Origin of the sequence: Cyanobium sp. Aljojuca 7A6 (assembly GCF_024346455.1) — a bacterium.
Classification (GTDB): Bacteria; Cyanobacteriota; Cyanobacteriia; order PCC-6307; family Cyanobiaceae; genus Cyanobium.
Window position 1 is genome coordinate 264,838 of record NZ_JAGQCY010000002.1, and the last position, 15,180, is coordinate 280,017.

Consider the following 15,180-nt stretch of genomic DNA (forward strand, 5'->3'; position numbering starts at 1 on the left):
GGGGAGCGGAGAGGGGGTTCGAGCCCTGCCTAAAGTCCCATTTTCAGAGAATGCCATGGCCGCCGCCATTCAGTTCTTCCGCGGGGTAGACGAGACGGTCGTGCCCGACATCCGAATGACCCGTTCACGGGATGGCCGCACCGGCCAGGCCACCTTCGTGTTCGAGGAGCCCCAGGCCCTGGCCCCCCAGGCGGTGGGCGACATCACCGGGATGTTCATGCTCGATGAAGAGGGCGAGATGGTGACCCGTGAGGTGAAGGCCCGTTTCGTCAACGGCAAGGCCAGCGCCCTGGAAGCCACCTACACCTGGAAGAGCACCACCGATTTCGAGCGCTTCATGCGCTTCGCCCAGCGCTACGCCGATGGCCATGGTCTCGGGTTTGCCGGCCAGGGCGACGAGACGGCCGAGGAGGGCCAGGAGGAGGCTTGAAATTCGGCCAGTGGCTGGGCCTGATCGCCCTGCTGGCGGCGCTCGTTCTGCTGTGGAGCCTGCGTGACGCCCTGATTCTGCTGTTCGCCGCCGTGGTGCTCGCCATGGCCCTCTGCACCCTGGTGGGCGCCATCCGCGAACGCATCGGCGTCTCCAGGCCCATGGCCCTGCTGCTGGCTCTGCTGCTGGTGACGCTGCTGGTGCTGATTGTCGCCACGGTGGTGATCCCCCCGTTCATCGGGGAGTTCCGCGTGTTGCTGCAACAGGTGCCGCGGGCCTGGACGGAGTTGTTGACACTGCTGCGCCAGTCGCTTGAGGGCGCGTCCCAGATGCTCTACGGCCGCCGGGAGAGCAGCCTGGACTGGCTGAAATCCAGCCTCTCGATTCCCACCACCCTGCCCCCCGATCTCTTAGGCAGGCTCGGCGGTGGAGCGATCGGCCTGGTGGGCGTGGCCGGAAATCTTGGAGCTGGCCTGCTCCAGACCCTGTTTGTGGTGGTCGTCTCGCTGATGGTCGCCGCCCAGCCCACCGGATACCGGGAGGCCCTGCTGCTGCTGGCGCCCTCCTTCTACCGGCGGCGGCTGCGCCAGGTGCTGGTGGCCTGCGGCACAGCTCTCAGCAGCTGGATGGTCGGGGTGCTGATCAGCTCCCTCTGCGTCGGGCTTTTGGCGGCCATTGGTCTATCCCTGCTGGGGGTGAAGCTGGTGGCGGCCAATGCCCTGCTGGCCGGCCTGCTCAACATCATCCCCAACGTGGGACCGACGCTGAGCACCATCTTCCCGATGTCGGTGGCCCTCCTGGATGCTCCCTGGAAGGCCCTGGCCGTGTTGCTCGTCTACGTCCTGATCCAGAATCTCGAGAGCTATGTCATCACCCCCTCGGTGATGCACCATCAGCTGCAACTGCTGCCGGGCCTCACCCTCACGGCCCAGCTCCTGTTCACGCTGCTGTTCGGCCCCCTCGGTCTTTTGCTGGCCCTGCCCCTGGCGGTGTGTCTGCAGGTGCTGCTGCGGGACGTGCTGATCCATGACATCCTCGACCCCTGGAAGCGGGAGCGACGGCAGACATGAAGGCACGCACCCTGCTCGGGGCCCTCGCCCTTGTGGCGCTGTTCCTGCTGCTCTGGGAACTGCGCTTGGTGCTGCTGATCCTCTTCGGTGCGGTGGTGTTGGCGGTGGCGCTGGATGTGCCCACCAGCCTCCTGCGACGCCTCACTCCCTTGAATCGCGGGGCGGCCCTGTCGCTGGTGCTGCTGGCATTGCTCGTGATCGGCTGGGTCCTGGGCCAGTTGCTGCTGCCGGAAGTGATCGACCAGATCCGCCAGTTCAGCCAGTTGGTGCCCCAGCTGATCCAGCGGCTCGGCGACGTGGTGCCCAAGACCCCCCTGCTGCGCGATCTGGAGCGGCAGCTGGCCGATGGGAGCGTCTTGGATCGGCTCCAGCCTTTGGGCGGGCAGCTGCTCGGCGTGGCCGGTGGCGCCGCCAACAGCACGATTCAACTGGTGCTGCTGCTGCTGCTGGCGATCCTGATGGCGCTTGATCCAGTCAGCCATCAACGCCTGGTGATCGCCGCCACGCCCCGCTTCTACCGCCGGCGCATGGAGCAGTTGCTGCGCGAATGCCGCGAGGCCCTGGGTGGCTGGTTGGCGGGCATGACCATCTCCGGCTCGGTGGTCTTCCTCACCACCTGGGCGGGACTGGCCTTGCTGCAGGTGCCCCTGGCGCTGCTGAGCGGCCTGGTCTGCGGTCTGCTCACCTTCGTGCCCACCATCGGTCCGACCGCCGCCACCCTGCTGCCCCTGGCCGTCGCCCTACTGATCTCCCCGGCGAAGGTGATCCAGGTGCTCGTGCTGCGGCTGCTGCTTCAGAACGGCGAAGCCTTCCTGCTCACCCCCCTGCTCCTGAGCCGCACCGTCAACCTGTTGCCCACGGTGGCCCTGATGGCCCAGCTGAGTCTGGGGGCCCTGCTGGGGTTGCCCGGACTGCTGCTGGCCCTGCCCCTGGTGGTGGTGCTGCAGGTGATCTGCGAAGAGGTGCTCGTCCGTGATGTGATGGACCGCTGGGATCATGTCTGATCCCACGACAGGCCAAGCGGGCGGTTTGCCTCAGCCGCGGGAACGGCGGTAGTGGTTCCAGAGGGACGGTTGGCTGAGCAGCACCGCCACGGCCAGCAGATGGGAACGCACCGCAGCGGTGACGGCGGTCAGGGTGAAGTGATCGCGGAGCAGGATCAACTCCACCCGCAGGTCGATCAGGGCCAGCACCAGCAGCACCAAGGGGAGCAGCGGCCAGCCACGCCTGACCGCTTCGACGCGATCGGAGCGGCTCATCGCTTCGCGAACACCGGAAGAAGGGTGGGAGCCAGGCCGATGCTTGACCAGCTGCCGACGGCAATGCCGAGGGTGAGCGCCACCGCGAACCAGAACAGGGTGCTGCCCCCGAAGAAGATCAGGGCGACCAGGGGCAACAGGGTGGTGAAGGAGGTGTAAAGCGACCTGGTGAGGGTGGCATCCACGGCCACATCCACCTGGTCGATCAGGGGAAGTTCGCCCAAGGTGCGGCGCTGCTCACGGATCCGGTCGTAGACCACCACCGTGTCGTTGACGGAATAGCCGGCGATGGTGATCAGGGAGACGGCGAAGAGGGAATCCACTTCGATGCCCTGCAGCAGCCCGAGCCAGGCGAACAAGCCACAGGTGATCAGAACGTCATGGGCCAGACACAGCAGGGCCAGGACGGCGAAGATGCCGCTGTAGCTGAAGGAGATATACACCGAGATCCCCACGAAGCTGACCAGCAGGGAGAGGAGGCTGCCCTGCAGGAGGCGTGAGCCCAGGGTGGGGCCGATCGTGTTCACCGAAGTGCCGCTCTTGATCAGCGGGCCGAATCTGGCGGCGAGGTCGTCGATCAGAGCCGTGCTCTGGTCGGCCCCCAGGGCCGGCAGGCGCAGCAGCAGGGAACGGCCCCCATCGAGCACCTGGACGGAGGCACTGCTCAGATTCGGGGCTCGCTCCCCTTCGGCTGAGGGCAGGTTGAGGCTGGTGAGGCCCTGGCGGATCTCGGTGGCGGTGACCGCTTTGCAAGGGGCACAGTCGCGCTCCACCTGCACCTGGGTGCCACCGGTGAAATCGAGGCCGGGCCTCAGTGGAGCGTGGATCGCCGGGTTCAGCCAGCAAAGCGCCAGGCCCAGCAGGCTCAGACCACAGGCCAGGGCCGATCCCAGCCAGGCCAGGCGCCGGTGGCGGCTGATGCGAAAGCGGGGGGAGGGGACGGGAGTCATGGCAGTCATTCAGGCCAGACCCGCCTGGGCGGCTGCGGGCTTGGCGGGGGGAAGCTGGCGGGCAGGCAGGAAATAGGTGGGGCGCCGCAGGGCCGGATAGCTCATCAACAGACGCAACAGAGTACGGGTGCAGGTGAGGGCCGTGAACAGGCTCAGCAGCAAGCCGATCGCCAGGGTCACGGCGAAGCCCTTCACCAGGCCGGTGCCGAGGAAAAACAGGGCCCCGCAGCTGATCAGGCCGGTGGCGTGGCCATCGAAGATCGAAGAAAAGGCCAGGGAGAAGCCTGTATCGATGGAACGGATCAAGGTGTTGCCGCCCCGCAGCTCCTCCTTGATGCGCTCGAAGATCAGCACGTTGGCATCCACGGCAATCCCTACCGAGAGGATGAAACCTGCGATGCCCGGCAGCGTCAGGGTGACGGGGATGAGGGCGTAGATGGCCAGGTTGAACAGGGCATAGAGACTCAGGGCCACCACCGCCACGATCCCTGGCAGGCGATAGACCACCGCCATGAACACCGCCACCAGAACCAGGCCCGACAGGCCCGCCACCAGGCTGGAGCGGATGTTCTCGGCCCCGAGCGAGGGGCCGACCGTGCGCACCTCGACGATCTTCACCGGCAGGGGCAGGGAGCCACCGCGCAACTGAACTTCCAGGTCGCGGGCCTCTTCGGCGCTGAAGTTACCGCTGATCGAGGCGGATCCTCCGGTGATGCCGGCCACCTTGAACTGCTCGCCCACGCTGGCCTCGCTGATCGAGCGGCCATCGAGGACGATGCCGAGCACCCGACCGGTGCCTGCGATGGACTGGGTGAGGGCCGCGAACTTCTCGCCCCCTTCACGGTTGAAGCCGAGGGTCACCTCCCAGCCGCTACCGGTGGCCTGCTGCTGACGACCGGCACTGGTGAGGTCCTTGCCCGTGATCAGCGCCGGTCCATAGAGGCTGAGAATCCGGCGGTTGGTCTCCCTGAGCAACAGCTCGATCTGATCCACCTCGCTGCTGCCGGCGGGAACCTCAATCCCCAGGGAGGTGAGCGCCCTGGAAAGGTCCTGCTGGGAAAGGGGTGGGGCCTCGGGCGGCGGCGGGGCCGTGGGGTCGTCGCCGGGAGAGGGGGGGCGCTTGGCCCGCAGTACGGACTCAGCCTGGCGCTTGAGGCCGAGCAGACCGCGCATCTCCTCCTCGGTGCCAGGCTTCTGGGCGCGGAAGTCGAGCAGGGCCGTGCTTCCGAGCACCCGGGCCGCCTGGCTGGGATCCTGCTCGCCGGGAAGCTGCAGCACCAGCTGGTCGTTGCCCACGGACTGGAGGGTGGATTCGGCCACCCCAAGCCCGTTGATGCGTCGTTCGAGCACCTCTTTGACGGCCTCCAGCTGCTCGGTGTCCACCCGGGTGATGGCACCGGCGGGCATCACCTGGAGGGTGAGCTGGCTGCCGCCGCGGAGGTCCAGACCCAGCTGCAGTCCGTAGTTGGCCAGCAGGGCAGCGGAAGCGATGGTGAGGGCAAGGATGAGGGCAAACCAGCCCTGTTGGCGTCCCATCTCAGCGACGGCCCGCTTTCAGGTCAAGCGCCGCCGCGACGATCTGATGCGGCTGAATGATGGTGAGGTTCTCGAGATTGCCGTTGTAGGGCGTGGGAATGTCCTGGGAAGAAAGGCGCAAGGGCCGGGCATCGAGATCGTCGAAACAGTGCTCCGTGACCAGGGCGATCAGCTCGGCACCGATGCCACCGGTCTTCATGCACTCCTCCACCACGATCACTTTGTGGGTCTTGCGGATCGAGCGGGCGATGGTCTCCATGTCGAAAGGCTTGAGGCTGACCAGGTCGATCAGCTCGATATCGACGCCCTCCTGTTCCAACTGCTCCACCGCCTTGAGGCAGTGGTGACGCATGCGGGAGTAAGTGAGGATGGTGACGTCAGTGCCTTCCCGCACCACTTCGGCCTGGTCGAGGGCGCAGATGTAATCCCCTTCGGGGATGTCCTCGCTGAGGTTGTAAAGCAGAACGTGCTCGAAGAAGAGCACGGGATTGTTATCGCGGATGGCGGCCTTCATCAGGCCCTTGGCATTGGTGGGGGTGCTCACCGCCACGATCTTGATGCCAGGAACGGCATGGAAGTAGGCCTCGAGGCGCTGGCTGTGCTCAGCACCGAGCTGACGACCGACGCCACCAGGTCCGCGCACCACGGCCGGGATGGTGTAGTTGCCGCCGCTGGTGTAACGCAGCATCCCCATGTTGTTGGAGATCTGGTTGAAGGCGAGCAGGAGGAAGCCCATGTTCATCCCCTCCACGATCGGCCTCAGGCCGGTCATGGCGGCGCCGACGGCCATGCCGGTGAAGCTGTTCTCGGCGATGGGGGTGTCCAGCACCCGCAGTTCGCCGTACTTCTCGCAGAGGTCCTTGGTGACCTTGTAGGAGCCTCCGTAATGGCCCACGTCCTCTCCCATGACACAGACATGGGGATCGCGCGCCATCTCCTCGTCGATGGCTTCGCGCAGGGCGTTGAACAGGAGAGTTTCAGCCACGGAGCGGGGGCCTTTGCGCGGCCAACCTATCTCAGCCGCCGGCAGCGAAGGTGCTGAGCAGCAGGACCGACAGCAGCATGCCCGGCAGCAGCAGGACCACCAGCAGACCCAGGTCGTGGGGAGTCATCGGGGCGAAGGACGGCGGCGGCGGCAGCTTAGGAAGGGGATTCCGCTTCGGCCGGCAACAGGCTGCGGATGAACACCAGGAACAGCCCCAGGCCGATGAAGGCGAAGCTGAAGGTGGCCAGGAAGCACATCCCCACCATCAGGGTCTTCATCGCCGTGGCGATGCTCTGGGCGAAGGCCGAATCGAAGTGGGGCGGATGGGTCACATACCAGCCCACCACCCGCTGGCTGACGCCCAGGCTCAACCAGGCCAGCAGGCCACTGGTGAGGGCGCCGGACAGGAAGCTGAGCGGTCCCTTGCGCGGGGGCGGCGTGGGGCGTTCGTCCGTCATGGGGGGGATCCATCCGTCACCAGGCTGACACCGGACCCGCCGCAACGACAGCACCACGAGGCGAAACCCAGGGCGTCGAGCTCCTTCGCCAGGGCGGCCTGGGCCGCCTGGGCCGCCGGCAGGTCGGGGTAGAGGGCATAGAGACTCGGTCCGGAACCGCTCATCGCCACGGCCAGGGCCTCCGGGCCACGACGCAGCAGCGCAAGGCCCGAGCGGACGCTCTCCACCTCCGGCGCCACCACCGACTGGAGGTCGTTGCGCAGGGGTGGTAGGGGCCCCCCGGCGGCCAGGGCGGCCAGCAGGGGGCCGTGGCGCAGGGCCTGGCGCCGCTGCTCGAAGTCCGCCTCGTTGTCGAGGTAGAAGTCGCTGCGCAGCTCCCGGCGGCGGCCGTAGGCCCAGGGCGTGGAGACATTGGCCTGCGGGTGCTTGAGCAGCAGCACCGCCCGCTCCGTCAGCCGCTGCGCCGCCACGGGCTCGAGCCGTTCTCCCCGGCCGAAGCAGAGCTGGGTGCCGCCCTCCAGACAGAAGGGCATGTCGGATCCCAGTTCGGCCGCCAGACCATGCAGCCGCTCACTGCCCAGAGACAGACCCCAGAGGGCATCAAGACCCAGCAGGGCGGCGGCCCCATCGCTGGAGCCGCCCGCCAGGCCAGCGCCGATGGGGATGCGCTTGTGCAACGTGATCTCCACCCCCAGCTCCGGCAGGCCCACGCGGGAGCGCAACAGCTCCGCCGCCTTGACGATCAGGTTGGTGCCGTCGGTGGGCAGGTCCGGGTTGTCGCAGTTCAGCCGGATCGCGGCATCGGCGCTGGCGCGCAGCACCAGGGTGTCAGCCAGGTCGATGCTCTGCATCACCATCGCCAGCTCGTGGTAACCATCGGGCCGCAGGCCCAGAACCTCAAGCTGCAGGTTGATCTTGGCGGGGGCCCGCACCGTCACATCTGCCATCGGGGTCACGCTCCGCCGGGTTCGGCGCTGGAGGACCGATTCAAGCCGGTGGCGAGCGCGAGCCACTGGGCGGGCGCCAGTTCCTGGGGCCGCTGCTGCAGGTCCACTCCGGCGCCGGCGGCCAGTTCCAGCAGCTCTGGCGCCGGCAGCAGGCCCGCCAGGCTGGTGCGCAGCATCTTGCGCCGTCCGGCGAAGCAGCGTCGCAACAGGCTCTCCACCGCCAGGGCCTGCTCCAGCGGTGGCAGGTCCGACGCCGCCACCGGCTCGATCACGATCACCTCCGAGGTGACCTTCGGCGGCGGCGAGAAGCAGCGGGGCGGCACGGTGCAGACGCTGCTGCAGCGGGCCAGCAACTGCATCCGCACGCTGAGGGCCGAGAAGGCGCTGCTGCCCGGCCGGGCCCGGATGCGCTGGCCCACCTCCTGCTGCACCAGCAGCACCAGCCGCTCAAAGCGGCAGGGGGCCGGGCGGCCGAGGCGGCCCACCAGCACCTCCAGCAGGGGGCCGGTGATGTTGTAGGGGATGTTGGCGACCACCTTGGTGGGACGGGGCCGCTCGGGGCAGGGCAGTGCCAGTTCGAGCACGTCTCCCTCGATGAGGCTGAAGCGCCCATCGCCACCGAACCGTTGCCGCAGGCCCACCACCAGTTCCCGGTCCAGCTCCACGGCCAGCAGGGACGCGGCCGGGGACGCCAGCAGCCGTTCGGTCAGGGCGCCCCGCCCAGGACCCACCTCCAGGACATGGTCGGCGCCGTGCAGGTCGGCGGCGGCCACGATGCGATCGAGGATCTGGGGATCGGTGAGCCAGTGCTGCCCGAAGCGCTTGCGGGCCCGGTGGCCGCTGAAGGTCATGGAGGCGCCGGCAGGTCTCCCCAGATTGCAGGGCCGTCAGGCCTGGCTAGAGCTGGAGTAGCCCTCCCCCTTCCGCCATGGCCCATGGTTTCCGCCTGACCGGTGCCCTGCTGGCGGGCAGCCTTGCCCTGCTGGCCGGCGCCGCCCATGCCGGCAGCGTCACCGCCGAATCGATCTTCGACCGTGAGGCCACCCGCCAGCAGGCCAAGAGCCAGGTGCCCAAAGGCGCCACGGTGACCCGCACGGTCTGCGAAGACCTGGAAGTGGGCCTGGGCAACACCCGTTACCGCTGCACGGTCTTCTACACAACAACCCCGGCCAGCCCAGCCCCAGCCACGGTCGCTCCGGCCTCCAGCCAGCCCTGAGCCAGCCCCCCGGCCCGGAGGCGTTCAATCACCCAGCCGGATCCAGCGCACTGGCGCCCGCGAGGGCGGCAGTGGCACCAGGGCCGCCACCTGCTCCACCGGGATCCGCTCCCAGTCGGGATGGGCCGCCAGCCAGCAGTCCCAGGCCCGCTCCAGCCGCTGGCGCTTCGGCCAGCGCAACGCGGCGGTGCCCGAGCCATCAAGACCCGAGCGCCGGCGCCCCTTCACCTCCACCAGCAGCAGACGCCCTGGCTTGTGGACTACCAGATCCAGTTCCCCCCAGGGGCAGCGCCAGTTGCGCTCCAGCAGCTGCCAGCCCTGGAGCCGCAACAGCCGCAGCACCCGCTGCTCCGCCCAGGCTCCCTGACGCTGGGCGGGGGTGGGGGGCATGGGGAGGATTCATCTGCTCCAGGGTTCCCTGCGACCGTCACTCCCGGGGACGGCGTGGGTCTCAGTAGTACCGGCGCGGGTTCTGGCTGATGGCCAGCTGCACCTCCAGCAGGAACAACAGCAGGCCGACGATCATGGTGCCCATGGCCGCCACAAACAGGGGCACCACGATGGCCGTCACGTCCAGGGCCGCCACGGCACTGATGAACAGCACCGCGACCACGGCGGCCACCAGCAGGGCCGTGATGGTGACCGCCAGGATCGCGCGGTTGATCAGGAAGGTGCGGCGCCGTTGCACCGCCAGCACCTGCTCAAGCCACTTCCCGTCCTCCGGATCGACCTCCTGCTGGGCCCGGCTCTTCGCCAGGGCCTCCTGAATGACGCGGGTGCGGTCGATGACCCGGGCCAGCCGCGAGCTGAACAGGCTCAGCAGCCCGGTGACACCCGTGAACAGGAACACCGGCGCCACCGACAGCTGGATCGCCTTGGAGAGGCCGGCCACGGAGCGTCCATCCTCCACATCCACGGACAGCAGCAGCGGGACAATCCAGTGCATACTGCCGGGACCGCTCAGGCCGGTGGGGTGACCTGACTCTGGAGCAGGGCCTCCAGCTCCAGATCAGAAAGGGGTGCCGACAGCTGGTAGCCCTGACCGTGGCGGCAACCGAGGGTGAGCAACATCTGCCGCTGGCGGGAGCGTTCCACCCCCTCGACCACCACCATGATCCCGGTGGCGTCGCTGAGCCGGATCACCGCACTGAGCATGGCCTGCTGCAGCTGGTCATAGTCGATCGCGGAGATGAGGCTCCTGTCGATCTTGACCTCACTGAACGGCAGTTCGGTGAGCCGCTGCAAGCCGGAATAACCGGTGCCGAAATCATCCATGGCCAGCTCGAATCCCTGCCGCCGCAGGTCCCGCAGCTGGTTGGCGACGTGGCTCGACATCTCCAGGATGCTGCCTTCGGTGAGCTCCAGGACAATGCGACCGGGGGTCAAGTGGTGACGTTCCAGGGCCATCAGCAGGTCGCTGCTCCAGGTGGGGTCCTGCACCTGGAGGGGCGAGACGTTGACGCAGATCTTGCCCAGCTGCAGCCCGGCCCCATCCCAGCGGTGCAGGGCCTCAAACGCCCGCTCCATCACCCAGCGCCCCAGGGACGAGATCTGGGCCGTGGCCTCGGCCACGTCGATGAAATCGGCGGGGGACTGGCGGCCCAGCACCGGATCATCCCAGCGGCAGAGCACCTCGGCGGCGATCACCCGGCCGGATTCCAGCTCGATGATCGGCTGATAGGCCAGCTCCAGCTGCCCCTGCTCGATCGCCAGGGCCAGGGGACGGGCCAGCAGTTCCTGCAGCTGGACGGACCGTTCCACCGGCGACGCGATGCTGCAGCTGGGGAACGGCTGGCGATGGGTTTCCTCCAGCGCCCGCGTGGCGGCCTCCAGCAGCACGGCGAACTCCTTGCCATCGTCGGGAGCGCGGCTGATGCCCACGTTCAGTGAGGGCTCGATGACGTGCTCCAGCACCGTGGTGGGTGCCTCCAGGCAGGTGAGCAGCGCACCGGCCATCTCCCGCACCGTGTCGATGCCCATGGCTCCCGGCAGCAGGGCCAGCAGGCGGTCACCCCCCTGGCGGGAAAAGAAGCCATCGGCCGGGAGGGCCGCTTCCAGCCGATGGGCGATCTCCTCGATCAGGGCCTCGCAGGCGGCGATGCCCAGCCGGCCACGCACCAGGTCGAGCTGCAATACCTGAAGGTGCAGCAGCACGGCGCCATCCGCGTAACGGGCCGTGACCAGGTCATCCAGGTCATCCAGCGTCACCCGCTGGTCGAGCAGCTCCAGCAGGAACCAGATCCCCTCCGTTGCGCTAGTGGCCGGCAGGCGGGTGAGGGATAAGGGAATCACCCCATCGGCCACCGGGGAACCGGCCAGTTCGCTGCTCAGGGTGGCCACGGCACCCCGCAGCAGCGGTGCCACGTCAGCGGCGCAGAGCTCCTGCAGGCCCCGCTGGCGCAACGCTTCCACGTCCAGTCCCGAGCGCCGGCAGAACGCCCCATTCGCCGCCAGGATCGCCCCCTGGCCATCCGCCAAGGCCGCCGGCCGCTCGATCCGCTCCAACAGGCCCTCGATCGCTCCGGTCCCTGACCGCTGGACATCCCCTGGTTGGAAGTCCTTGGGTTGAAAGTCTTTGGGTTGGAGGTCCTGGGCCATCCACGGAGTCGGAGATCGAACGGGCCGGACAACCGGGCCCTCGCCACGCTAGTCGCCCTGTCTCCATCGGCATCGCTCCGCGGGCCACGGAGGGGTGCGGACCCCTTGCCTAGGCTGAACACCTTCGCTCCATCCTCGATGGCGAGCCCCCTCTCCCCGCCGCTCTCCCGGCCCCTGACCCTCCTGCTGTCCCTGTTTCTCGGCGGCCTGCTGTTGCTGGCCGCCCCCCTGCCGGTGGCGGCGGCGATGGATTACGCCAAGCAGGTGCTGATTGGAGCCGATTTCCATGGCGCCGATCTACGTGGCGTCACCTTCAACCTCACCAACCTGCGCGACGCCGATCTCTCCGGGACCGACCTGCGCGGCGCCAGCCTGTTCGGCGCCAAGCTCCAGGACGCCGATCTGAGCGGCAGTGATCTGCGGGACGCCACCCTGGATTCGGCCGTGTTTGAGGGCACCGACTTGCGCAACGCCCGCCTCGACGACGCCTTCGCCTTCAACACCAAATTCCGCGGGGTGCTCATCGATGGCGCCGACTTCACCAACGTCCCCCTGCGCGGTGATGCCCTCACCACCCTTTGTGCCGCCGCCAGCGGCACCAATCCCGTCAGCGGTCGGCTCACCCGCGACACACTGAACTGCCGCTGAGCCTGCCCCGATGAGCTTCGATGCCCGCAGCCGCGAACGGCTGGAGGCCCTCGGCCGCCAGCTGCCCAGCAAGCTTCCGGCTCCGCCACCGCCCACCCCGGTGGCTGGCGAGGCGGCCCCAGGCAGCCGGGCGGTCGACCGTCGCCATCCCGTCGAAACCGAGCAGGACCCCGAGATGCTGTTCCGCGGGCTGATGGACGTCAGCGCCGACGGCAGCGTCCCCCCCCACCTGCTGGAACGCCTGCGGCAACTGGAGGTGCCTCCCCCCCAGAACACCGCCAGCGGCGACCTGAACGGCAGCGGCCAGCGCCCCGCCAACCCCGGCCGCCGGCGAACCCGGACTCCCCGCCCCTCCGCCGGCGACCCCGAGCAGGACCTCTACACCGCCTTCCAGCAACTGCTGCTGGAGGACGACGACTGACCAGTACATCCATACTAAGATAAAGGCCGTCGCCCGGGGTCGGGATGGGGGTCGACCTCAATGAGCAGCTGGACCTCCACCCGGGCCGCACCCTGCTGCTGCGCGTCTGCGGCGACTCGATGCTCGGTGCCGGCATCCGCCATGGCGACCTGCTCGTCGTGGACCGGGAGGCCACGCCCCGCTCCGGCCGCATCGTGGTGGCCCTGCTGGAGGGGGGGTTCACCCTCAAGCGCCTGGTGCGCCGGGGGGCGCACTGGTGGCTGGAGGCAGCCAACCCCGCCTACCCGCCCCTGGCCCTTGGTGGCAGCGACGACGACCGCCTCTGGGGCGTGGCCGTGCACGTGATCCGTTCGCTGCCGGGGGGCCGATGAGCCAGGCCACCGTCCTGGTCGACGGCAACAACTTCTACGCCTCCTGCGAAGCGGCCCTCGACCCCTCCGTGATCGGCAAGCCCCTGGTGGTGCTCTCCAACAACGACGGCTGCATCGTCTCCCGCAGCGCCGAGGCCCGTGCCATGGGCATTGCCATGGGCGCCCCCTGGTTTCAGGTGCGCCACGACCTGGAACGCCGCGGCGTGATCGTGCGCAGTTCCAACTACGGCCTCTACGCCGACATGAGCCAGCGGCTGATGGCCAGCCTCGAAGCCTGGGTGGAGGAGTTGGAGATCTATTCCATCGACGAGGCCTTCGGCCGCCTGCAGCGCCCCCCCGGCGACGGCGACCTGACCACCTGGGGAAAAGACCTGCGCCGGCAGGTGCGCCGCCAGCTGGGCCTGCCGGTGGCGGTGGGCATCGCCCCCACCAAGGTGCTGGCCAAGATCGCCAACCGCATCGCCAAGCGCGACCCCTCCCATGGCGGCGTCTTCGACCTGGGCCAGGCCGGGGATCCGGGCCCCTGGCTGGAGGCCATCGCCATCGAAGACGTCTGGGGCATCGGCCGCAAGCTGTCCCGCTGGTGCCGGTTGCGGGGCATCGCCCATGCCCGGGCCCTGCGCGACATGCCGAGCGGCGAACTGCGGCACCGCTGTGGCGTCGTAGGGGTGCGCCTGCAGCAGGAACTGCGCGGCCACAGCTGCCTGCCCCTGGTGGCCGTGCCGCCGGCGAAGCAGGAAACCTGCGTCAGCCGCAGTTTCAGCGAACCGGTCACCAGCCTCGAGGACCTGCGGCAAGCAATCGCCACCTACCTCAGCCGGGCCTGCGAAAAGCTGCGCCGCCAGGGGCAGCGGGCGGGCAGCGTCACGGTGTTCGTGCGCAGCAGCCCCTTCAACGGCACCCGCTTCTATGCCAATGCCGCCACCATCCCTCTGCTGCTGCCCAGCAACGACACCGCCGTGCTGCTCGCTGCCGCCCTGCCCCTGGCCGAGCGGCTGTTCCGGCCCCACAAGCCGCTGCAGAAGGCCGGCGTGCTGCTGCAGGATCTGCAGCCGGTGGGGCTGCTGCAGCACCATCTGCTGGCTCCGCTGCCACCGGAGCAACAGCAACGGCGCGAGGCTCTGATGGCCACCGTCGACGGCCTCAACCGCCGCTACGGCAGCGGCACCGTGCAGTGGGCCGCCTGCGGCCTGCGGCCCCGCTGGACGATGCGCCGCTCGCGCCTGTCGAGGGCCGCCACCACCCGGCTGAGCGATGTGCCGGTGGTGCGGGCCTGAGGGCCGCTTTCAGGGGCCGTCGTAGAGGCTGGCGATCTGGTTGCGGCCGTTGCCCTTGGCGAGCTCGAGCGCCCGTTCAGACCGTTGGATCAGGTCGGTGAAGCGGCGATCAGAAGGGGACAGGACGGTGAGGCCACCGCTGATGTGCAGGAGGAAGTCGGAATGGGTGTGGACACCGGACAGGTGGGCGACGGCGGTGCGCAGGCCGTCAGCCAGGGCCATGGCGGGATCGCGCTCGATCCCGACCAGCAGCAGGGCGAACTCGCCATCCCCGAGGCGGGCGGCGAAGTCCTCGTCCTGGAGGAAGGTGCGGGCCAACTGGACCACATCGGTGAGCACCCGGTCGCCGGCGGCATGGCCCCAGCGGTTGTTGATCAGGCGCAGATTGTCGATATCGAAGAGGAGCAGCGACAAGGGACGCTGGTCACGGCGGGCACGCGCCAACTCCCGCTCGCCGATGCTCAGGAAGGTGTAACGGGTGGGCAGGCCGGTGACCGGGCAGAGGTGGGCCAGGCGCCGCAACTCCAGCTCGCGCATGGCCAGCTGGGCCAGGCGGTGCAGCAGCCCGCGCTGCTCCGGTCCGATGTCGCGGGGTTCCCGGTCGATGACGCAAAGGGTGCCGAGGTTGTGGCCTTCCGTGGTCTGCAGCGGCGCCCCGGCATAGAAGCGGATGTGGGGATCGGCGAAGACCAGGGGGTTGGTGCGGAAGCGCTCATCGGCGCGGGCATCGGGCACCACCATCACGTCGTCGTGGACGATGGCGTGGGAACAGAAGGCCATCTCCCGGGGGGTTTCGCGCACTTCGATTCCCCGCTTGGCCAGGAACCACTGCCGATCAGCTTCCACCAGGGAAATGGCCACGATGGGGGTCTGGAAGATGGCCGCGGTCAGATCCAGGATGCGATCGAAGTGCTCATCGCTATCGGATTCGAGGATGCCGTAGCGCTCCAGGTCGCGAAGCCGTTGGTCCTCATCGGCGGGGACGGGATAGGCAGGATAGGGAGCCATAACAAG

At 68.5% G+C, this 15,180-nt stretch carries 19 protein-coding genes; 8 read left to right on the plus strand and 11 right to left on the minus strand.

The genetic code is table 11. The features are described 5' to 3' along the window. Positions 1 to 55: 55 nt before the first annotated feature. The 3 genes from psb28 to KBY95_RS03105 are packed head-to-tail and all read left to right on the plus strand — an operon-like array spanning position 56 to position 2,504. Positions 56 to 430: a photosystem II reaction center protein Psb28 gene (gene psb28, locus KBY95_RS03095; protein ID WP_254963225.1), complete on the plus strand. Its 375-nt coding sequence runs from the start codon at positions 56 to 58 to the stop codon at positions 428 to 430. Next, entirely contained in the window at positions 427 to 1,500 is a 1,074-nt protein-coding gene (locus KBY95_RS03100; RefSeq protein WP_254963227.1) for an AI-2E family transporter, read from the plus strand. The genes psb28 and KBY95_RS03100 overlap by 4 nt, the downstream gene beginning before the upstream one ends. After that, complete coding sequence (locus KBY95_RS03105; RefSeq protein WP_254963228.1) at positions 1,497 to 2,504, plus strand: AI-2E family transporter; 1,008 nt, start codon at positions 1,497 to 1,499, stop codon at positions 2,502 to 2,504. The genes KBY95_RS03100 and KBY95_RS03105 overlap by 4 nt, the downstream gene beginning before the upstream one ends. A gap of 30 nt (positions 2,505 to 2,534) precedes the next feature. On the opposite strand, the gene KBY95_RS03110 is transcribed toward KBY95_RS03105, so the two are convergent. From KBY95_RS03110 to rsmA, 7 genes are all read right to left on the minus strand, one after another. Continuing rightward, positions 2,535 to 2,759 carry a hypothetical protein gene (locus KBY95_RS03110; RefSeq protein ID WP_254963230.1) on the minus strand — a complete coding sequence of 75 codons (225 nt, stop codon included), beginning with the start codon at positions 2,757 to 2,759 and terminating at the stop codon, positions 2,535 to 2,537. After that, positions 2,756 to 3,709: a protein translocase subunit SecF gene (gene secF / locus KBY95_RS03115; RefSeq protein ID WP_254963231.1), complete on the minus strand. Its 954-nt coding sequence runs from the start codon at positions 3,707 to 3,709 to the stop codon at positions 2,756 to 2,758. The genes KBY95_RS03110 and secF overlap by 4 nt, the downstream gene beginning before the upstream one ends. Before the next feature lie 9 nt (positions 3,710 to 3,718). After that, on the minus strand, positions 3,719 to 5,245 hold the full coding sequence (gene secD / locus KBY95_RS03120; protein ID WP_254963233.1) for a protein translocase subunit SecD: 1,527 nt from the start codon (positions 5,243 to 5,245) through the stop codon (positions 3,719 to 3,721). Position 5,246: 1 nt separating this feature from the next. Further along, entirely contained in the window at positions 5,247 to 6,230 is a 984-nt protein-coding gene (locus KBY95_RS03125) for a pyruvate dehydrogenase complex E1 component subunit beta (RefSeq protein ID WP_254963235.1), read from the minus strand. 155 nt (positions 6,231 to 6,385) lie between these two features. Beyond that, on the minus strand, positions 6,386 to 6,688 hold the full coding sequence (locus KBY95_RS03130) for a DUF3082 domain-containing protein (protein ID WP_254963236.1): 303 nt from the start codon (positions 6,686 to 6,688) through the stop codon (positions 6,386 to 6,388). Beyond that, positions 6,685 to 7,635 (minus strand): 4-(cytidine 5'-diphospho)-2-C-methyl-D-erythritol kinase, encoded by a 951-nt coding sequence (gene ispE, locus KBY95_RS03135; protein ID WP_254963288.1) that lies wholly within the window; start codon positions 7,633 to 7,635, stop codon positions 6,685 to 6,687. Before ispE ends, KBY95_RS03130 begins: the two co-directional genes overlap by 4 nt. A gap of 5 nt (positions 7,636 to 7,640) precedes the next feature. After that, positions 7,641 to 8,486, minus strand: a complete 846-nt coding sequence (gene rsmA, locus KBY95_RS03140) for a 16S rRNA (adenine(1518)-N(6)/adenine(1519)-N(6))-dimethyltransferase RsmA (RefSeq protein WP_254963237.1) — start codon at positions 8,484 to 8,486, stop codon at positions 7,641 to 7,643. Between the two features lie 77 nt (positions 8,487 to 8,563). Between rsmA and KBY95_RS03145 the strand changes: the two genes are divergently transcribed. Next, complete coding sequence (locus KBY95_RS03145) at positions 8,564 to 8,851, plus strand: hypothetical protein (RefSeq protein ID WP_254963239.1); 288 nt, start codon at positions 8,564 to 8,566, stop codon at positions 8,849 to 8,851. Between the two features lie 24 nt (positions 8,852 to 8,875). Here KBY95_RS03145 and KBY95_RS03150 read toward each other — a convergent pair whose 3' ends face one another. From KBY95_RS03150 to KBY95_RS03160, 3 genes are all read right to left on the minus strand, one after another. Beyond that, the gene (locus tag KBY95_RS03150) at positions 8,876 to 9,241 is read right to left on the minus strand and encodes a YraN family protein (RefSeq protein WP_254963240.1); all 366 of its coding nucleotides are present in this window, start codon (positions 9,239 to 9,241) and stop codon (positions 8,876 to 8,878) included. A 61-nt stretch (positions 9,242 to 9,302) separates the two neighbouring features. Continuing rightward, a complete protein-coding gene (locus KBY95_RS03155) occupies positions 9,303 to 9,797 on the minus strand; it encodes a DUF2721 domain-containing protein (protein WP_254963241.1) in 495 nt (164 codons plus the stop codon). A 14-nt stretch (positions 9,798 to 9,811) separates the two neighbouring features. Continuing rightward, positions 9,812 to 11,449, minus strand: a complete 1,638-nt coding sequence (locus KBY95_RS03160) for a bifunctional diguanylate cyclase/phosphodiesterase (protein WP_254963242.1) — start codon at positions 11,447 to 11,449, stop codon at positions 9,812 to 9,814. Between the two features lie 138 nt (positions 11,450 to 11,587). On the opposite strand from KBY95_RS03160, the gene KBY95_RS03165 reads away from it, so the two are divergent. From KBY95_RS03165 to KBY95_RS03180, 4 genes are read left to right on the plus strand one after another with little or no spacing between them, the layout of a single operon-like run. Next, positions 11,588 to 12,097, plus strand: coding sequence for a pentapeptide repeat-containing protein (locus KBY95_RS03165; RefSeq protein WP_254963243.1), 510 nt, complete (start codon positions 11,588 to 11,590; stop codon positions 12,095 to 12,097). 10 nt (positions 12,098 to 12,107) lie between these two features. Then, positions 12,108 to 12,518 (plus strand): hypothetical protein, encoded by a 411-nt coding sequence (locus tag KBY95_RS03170; protein WP_254963245.1) that lies wholly within the window; start codon positions 12,108 to 12,110, stop codon positions 12,516 to 12,518. A gap of 44 nt (positions 12,519 to 12,562) precedes the next feature. Further along, the gene (locus KBY95_RS03175; RefSeq protein ID WP_315858880.1) at positions 12,563 to 12,889 is read left to right on the plus strand and encodes a S24 family peptidase; all 327 of its coding nucleotides are present in this window, start codon (positions 12,563 to 12,565) and stop codon (positions 12,887 to 12,889) included. Next, entirely contained in the window at positions 12,886 to 14,166 is a 1,281-nt protein-coding gene (locus tag KBY95_RS03180; RefSeq protein WP_254963246.1) for a Y-family DNA polymerase, read from the plus strand. The genes KBY95_RS03175 and KBY95_RS03180 overlap by 4 nt, the downstream gene beginning before the upstream one ends. Positions 14,167 to 14,175: 9 nt before the next feature. On the opposite strand, the gene KBY95_RS03185 is transcribed toward KBY95_RS03180, so the two are convergent. Beyond that, complete coding sequence (locus KBY95_RS03185; RefSeq protein WP_254963247.1) at positions 14,176 to 15,174, minus strand: sensor domain-containing diguanylate cyclase; 999 nt, start codon at positions 15,172 to 15,174, stop codon at positions 14,176 to 14,178. Positions 15,175 to 15,180: the final 6 nt, after the last annotated feature.

What these genes read in the sequence shown, in the direction of transcription:
- KBY95_RS03160 (WP_254963242.1), bottom strand. Translation starts at nt 11,449, where the DNA reads ATGGCCCAGGACCTCCAACCCAAAGACTTTCAACCCAAGGACTTCCAA.
- ispE (WP_254963288.1), bottom strand. Translation starts at nt 7,635, where the DNA reads ATGGCAGATGTGACGGTGCGGGCCCCCGCCAAGATCAACCTGCAGCTT.
- KBY95_RS03145 (WP_254963239.1), top strand. Translation starts at nt 8,564, where the DNA reads ATGGCCCATGGTTTCCGCCTGACCGGTGCCCTGCTGGCGGGCAGCCTT.
- KBY95_RS03170 (WP_254963245.1), top strand. Translation starts at nt 12,108, where the DNA reads ATGAGCTTCGATGCCCGCAGCCGCGAACGGCTGGAGGCCCTCGGCCGC.
- KBY95_RS03180 (WP_254963246.1), top strand. Translation starts at nt 12,886, where the DNA reads ATGAGCCAGGCCACCGTCCTGGTCGACGGCAACAACTTCTACGCCTCC.
- KBY95_RS03155 (WP_254963241.1), bottom strand. Translation starts at nt 9,797, where the DNA reads ATGCACTGGATTGTCCCGCTGCTGCTGTCCGTGGATGTGGAGGATGGA.
- KBY95_RS03150 (WP_254963240.1), bottom strand. Translation starts at nt 9,241, where the DNA reads ATGCCCCCCACCCCCGCCCAGCGTCAGGGAGCCTGGGCGGAGCAGCGG.
- psb28 (WP_254963225.1), top strand. Translation starts at nt 56, where the DNA reads ATGGCCGCCGCCATTCAGTTCTTCCGCGGGGTAGACGAGACGGTCGTG.
- secF (WP_254963231.1), bottom strand. Translation starts at nt 3,709, where the DNA reads ATGACTCCCGTCCCCTCCCCCCGCTTTCGCATCAGCCGCCACCGGCGC.
- KBY95_RS03185 (WP_254963247.1), bottom strand. Translation starts at nt 15,174, where the DNA reads ATGGCTCCCTATCCTGCCTATCCCGTCCCCGCCGATGAGGACCAACGG.
- secD (WP_254963233.1), bottom strand. Translation starts at nt 5,245, where the DNA reads ATGGGACGCCAACAGGGCTGGTTTGCCCTCATCCTTGCCCTCACCATC.
- KBY95_RS03105 (WP_254963228.1), top strand. Translation starts at nt 1,497, where the DNA reads ATGAAGGCACGCACCCTGCTCGGGGCCCTCGCCCTTGTGGCGCTGTTC.
- KBY95_RS03130 (WP_254963236.1), bottom strand. Translation starts at nt 6,688, where the DNA reads ATGACGGACGAACGCCCCACGCCGCCCCCGCGCAAGGGACCGCTCAGC.
- KBY95_RS03110 (WP_254963230.1), bottom strand. Translation starts at nt 2,759, where the DNA reads ATGAGCCGCTCCGATCGCGTCGAAGCGGTCAGGCGTGGCTGGCCGCTG.
- KBY95_RS03165 (WP_254963243.1), top strand. Translation starts at nt 11,588, where the DNA reads ATGGCGAGCCCCCTCTCCCCGCCGCTCTCCCGGCCCCTGACCCTCCTG.
- KBY95_RS03175 (WP_315858880.1), top strand. Translation starts at nt 12,563, where the DNA reads ATGGGGGTCGACCTCAATGAGCAGCTGGACCTCCACCCGGGCCGCACC.
- rsmA (WP_254963237.1), bottom strand. Translation starts at nt 8,486, where the DNA reads ATGACCTTCAGCGGCCACCGGGCCCGCAAGCGCTTCGGGCAGCACTGG.